Origin of the sequence: Microbacterium sp. (assembly GCF_049661145.1) — a bacterium.
In the GTDB taxonomy this organism is placed as follows: domain Bacteria; phylum Actinomycetota; class Actinomycetes; order Actinomycetales; family Microbacteriaceae; genus Microbacterium.
The window spans coordinates 1-3,513 of the sequence record NZ_JBASZT010000201.1 but is presented as its reverse complement, the minus strand read 5'-3'; the positions used below and the strand labels follow the sequence as shown (position 1 = coordinate 3,513).

Annotated in this window: 6 protein-coding genes and 1 pseudogene; 3 read left to right on the top strand and 4 right to left on the bottom strand. The window is 69.5% G+C overall.

The features are described from left to right. Positions 1-249: pseudogene (locus WBP48_RS08635) on the top strand (glycosyl hydrolase family 32); the annotation flags it as partial. On the opposite strand, the gene WBP48_RS08630 reads toward WBP48_RS08635, so the two are convergent. From WBP48_RS08630 to WBP48_RS08615, 4 genes are read right to left on the bottom strand one after another with little or no spacing between them, the layout of a single operon-like run. Next, positions 173-661, bottom strand: a complete 489-nt coding sequence (locus WBP48_RS08630; protein ID WP_424439026.1) for a PIN domain-containing protein — start codon at positions 659-661, stop codon at positions 173-175. The pseudogene WBP48_RS08635 and the gene WBP48_RS08630 overlap by 77 nt on opposite strands. Continuing rightward, complete coding sequence (locus tag WBP48_RS08625; protein ID WP_424439023.1) at positions 658-891, bottom strand: hypothetical protein; 234 nt, start codon at positions 889-891, stop codon at positions 658-660. The genes WBP48_RS08630 and WBP48_RS08625 overlap by 4 nt, the downstream gene beginning before the upstream one ends. 58 nt (positions 892-949) lie before the next feature. Next, positions 950-1,324, bottom strand: a complete 375-nt coding sequence (locus tag WBP48_RS08620) for a type II toxin-antitoxin system RelE family toxin (protein ID WP_424439020.1) — start codon at positions 1,322-1,324, stop codon at positions 950-952. Further along, positions 1,321-1,665 (bottom strand): hypothetical protein, encoded by a 345-nt coding sequence (locus WBP48_RS08615; protein WP_424439017.1) that lies wholly within the window; start codon positions 1,663-1,665, stop codon positions 1,321-1,323. The genes WBP48_RS08620 and WBP48_RS08615 overlap by 4 nt, the downstream gene beginning before the upstream one ends. Before the next feature lie 64 nt (positions 1,666-1,729). On the opposite strand from WBP48_RS08615, the gene rlmN reads away from it, so the two are divergent. Together rlmN and WBP48_RS08605 are read left to right on the top strand one after the other, a co-directional pair. Beyond that, a complete protein-coding gene (rlmN, locus tag WBP48_RS08610; RefSeq protein WP_424439014.1) occupies positions 1,730-3,043 on the top strand; it encodes a 23S rRNA (adenine(2503)-C(2))-methyltransferase RlmN in 1,314 nt (437 codons plus the stop codon). A gap of 65 nt (positions 3,044-3,108) precedes the next feature. Continuing rightward, a partial coding sequence (locus tag WBP48_RS08605) for a DUF6597 domain-containing transcriptional factor (protein WP_424439011.1) occupies positions 3,109-3,513 on the top strand: 405 nt, incomplete at its 3' end.

The following is a 3,513-nucleotide window of genomic DNA, read 5'->3' as shown; positions in this document are numbered from 1 at the left end:
ACCTGGGCGGTGCCCGCGGCGAGCGAACTGGGGCCGTTCGACCTCGACGCCGCCTACCCGCTGACCGACGAGCACCTGTACGTCGGGCGGCTGCTGCGCCGTCGCGACGACGGGCAGTGGCTGCTGTTCGCCTTCTGGAACGCGGATGCGTCAGGGAATTTCATCGGCGGCATCACCGATCCGATGCCCGTCGGCTGGCAGGGCGACCGGCTCGTCGTGCTCGATCCGCCGTCTGTTCCCGGCGGATGAAGCCCTCCACCGGGCGCGCGCCCGGGATGAGAACCGTGCGCTCGGGCAGGGTCGAGGCGAGGGCGCGATCGAACGTCGCGAGGCGTGCATCGCGCGACGACGCGGAGGCGGCGAGGTAGGCGTCGGTGACCTGACGGTGCCCGACGACGTGGCCGAGGTCGACGTCTCGGTACGAGAGTTCGTCGCGCCAGAACTCGATTCGGGCATCTGCGTGGATCGCGTCGAGCAGGCGCGCAACGCTGCGCACTCCGACGCCGATGCGAACCAGGTAGCGCACCAGCGCGCCCTCGACGACGGGAGTGATAGCGGCTCTCTCGACGCCGGCGAACCACGCCTGCGCGGCGTCGCGGTGCACGTGCTCTTTCACCGCGAGAGCGATGGTGGCATTGGCATCGAGCAGATATTCGGTCACGCGTCTTCATCCAGAGCGGCAGCGACGTCTTCGTCGGAGACCGGCGTCCCGATGCTGATCACGGGGAATCCGGTGCGCTCATCGCGCGAGTACACGACGTCGACGTCGAGCTGAGCGAGCCCGCGCAGCGTGAGGTCGGCGATGACGCGCGACATGGACTGACCGCGCGTGTCAGCGAGCTCACGCACGCGCGCGTGCGCTGCGGGAGGGAGTTCGACCGTTGTTCTCATGTGGCGATGGTATCGCGATGCATCATCGGTGATGCAGGAGGGACGTTCGCGCCGGAAGTCAGCCCTGAGCGGCGTCGAGGAGCGCGCGCAGCAGGGCTTGTCGCGCCGGATCGCCGGTGTACGCGGCGATGCGCGCTTGCGCCTCGCGATACACCTCGGCATCCGCACGTTTGCCGATGACCCAGACCACGACGACCGTTCCGTCGGCGCGGACCTCGTAGACGACCCGATAGGTCCGGTCGCCGACGACGAGCTTGCGAAAACCGGTGAGATCGCTCTGCGCGTTGGACTTCGAGCCGAGCGGAGCGCCGCGCTGCTGCGGCGAGACTTCGAGCTTCTTCAGCGCCTTCAGTACGAGCCGGCGGGCGGAGCCGTCCAGCCGTCGCACATCGTCTGCCGCCTCTGGCAGGAGCAACACCCGGGCATCGGTCACGTCGCGGCCCCGTCGTCCCGCTCGCTTGAGTTGGCGCTGTCGGCGGCGGCGGCTTCGTCACCGAGGTCGACACCGAGCTCGGCGGCGAGATCGTCCAGCGCGACGAGCGGACCATCGCTGGTGAACGACCGCACGAGCGCGGCGGCGAGGAGTCGCACGTCTTCTTCGCGCTCGTCGACCGCGTCGATGCGGTCCATGAGCGCGACCGGCGCAAGGACCCCCAGCGGGACGTTGTTCTTCACGATCAGGATCGTTCGGCCAGCCTCCAGGTCTTCCGTCGCCTGGCCGAAGTTTCGTGCCACCTGGCTCGCGGACCGGATGTCTCTCGTGTCGACCTTCATGCGCGATATTGTACGCATAATATTGCGGATTCTGAGAGTTGCCTCCCTCGGGGACAATAGGAGAATGAACGAATCCGGCCCCGTGCGTGCGACGACCCCGCGGCAGGTGCGTCCCAGGACGGCGCCTGCGGCCCCGGACGCACGCCAAGTGGGTCCCAGGACGGCGCCCGCGGCCTCGGACGCACGCCAAGTGCGTCCCAGAACAGAAGGCTGGACGCAGAAGGTGGATGCCGAGGGCAAGCCCCTCCTGCAGTTCGCCGCCCCCAAGCGGGGGATGCCGCCGGCGCACCTGGCCGACATGACCCCGGAGCAGCGGGTCGCGCGGGTGATCGAGCTGGGGCTGCCGGGGTTCCGCGCGAAGCAGCTCGAGAAGCACTACTTTCACCACTACACGTCCGACTCCGCGAAGATGACCGACCTGCCGGCATCCGGTCGCGACGAGCTCGTCGCGGGCCTGCTGCCGCACCTGCTCACCGAGGTGCGCCGACTGCAGACCGACCGCGGCGACACGATCAAGTTCCTCTGGAAGCTGCACGACGGCGCGCTCGTCGAGTCGGTGCTCATGCGGTATCCGGGCCGCATCACGCTGTGCGTGTCGAGCCAGGCCGGCTGCGGCATGAACTGCCCGTTCTGCGCGACGGGGCAGGCGGGGCTGACCCGCAACATGTCGGCCGGCGAGATCATCGAGCAGGTCGTGCGCGCCAACGCCGCGATCCGGGCGGGGGAGCTCGGCCCCGCCGAGCACGACGGCGAACGCGTCACCAACATCGTCTTCATGGGCATGGGTGAGCCCCTCGCGAACTACAACCGGGTCATGCAGGCGGTGCGGACGATGGTCGACAAGGACCACGGCCTCGCCATGAGCGCCCGCGGCGTCACGGTCTCGACGGTCGGCCTTGTACCGGCGATCGACAAGCTCTCCGCCGAGGAGATCCCCGTCACGTTCGCGCTGTCGCTGCACGCGCCCGACGATCAGCTGCGCGACGAGATGATCCCCATCAACTCGCGGTGGAAGGTCGACGAAGCGCTGGATGCCGCGCGTCGCTACTTCGAGAAGACCGGCCGCCGGGTGTCGATCGAATATGCCCTGATCAAAGACATGAACGATCACGCGTGGCGCGCCGACCTGCTCGCGGCCAAGCTCAACGAGCGCGGCCGCGGCTGGGTGCACGTCAACCCCATTCCGCTGAACCCGACCCCGGGGTCGGTGTGGACCGCATCCGAGAAGGACGTCCAGAACGAGTTCGTGCGCCGCCTCAACGAGGCCGGCATCCCGACGACGCTGCGCGACACCCGCGGCAAGGAGATCGACGGCGCCTGCGGGCAGCTCGTCGCGACCGAGGAGGACAGGGCAGCCGCCGCGATGACCCCGGCGTGACCTCGCCTCGGTCGGGCCGACCGGCCCGACCGAGCGGTGCGCGATCCGGCGAGTACCGTGGCGGCATGATCTTCCACGAGCGCCCCGCGCCGCCGGGGCTGGCCGGCATCGTCACCAGGTTGTGGTTCCTGGAGACGCCGCCCCCGCGCCGCTACGAGAAGATCCTGCCGCTGCCGTACGTGCACCTGATCGTCGCCCTGTCGGAGCCCTACCGGATCTACGATCGTCGTGGCGAGGCATCCGTCGTGCCGGTGGCGTTCGTGTCGGGGCTGCAATCCGAGTACCTCGTGATCGAGTCGCCGCCCCTCATCCGCCACGTCGGCATCGAGCTGACTCCCACGGGGCTGCACGCGCTCGCCCCGGGCGCCGCGGCGAGAGCCGCGGAGACGGTGCAGGATGCTGCCGCGCTCCTGCCCGCCGTCGACGCACTCGTCTCATCGGCACGGGCGGCCGGCCCTACGGCGGACGGC

Bases quoted from the DNA above. Each gene is read 5' to 3' on its own strand.
- rlmN (WP_424439014.1), top strand. From the start codon at position 1,730: ATGAACGAATCCGGCCCCGTGCGTGCGACGACCCCGCGGCAGGTGCGT.
- WBP48_RS08615 (WP_424439017.1), bottom strand. From the start codon at position 1,665: ATGAAGGTCGACACGAGAGACATCCGGTCCGCGAGCCAGGTGGCACGA.
- WBP48_RS08625 (WP_424439023.1), bottom strand. From the start codon at position 891: ATGAGAACAACGGTCGAACTCCCTCCCGCAGCGCACGCGCGCGTGCGT.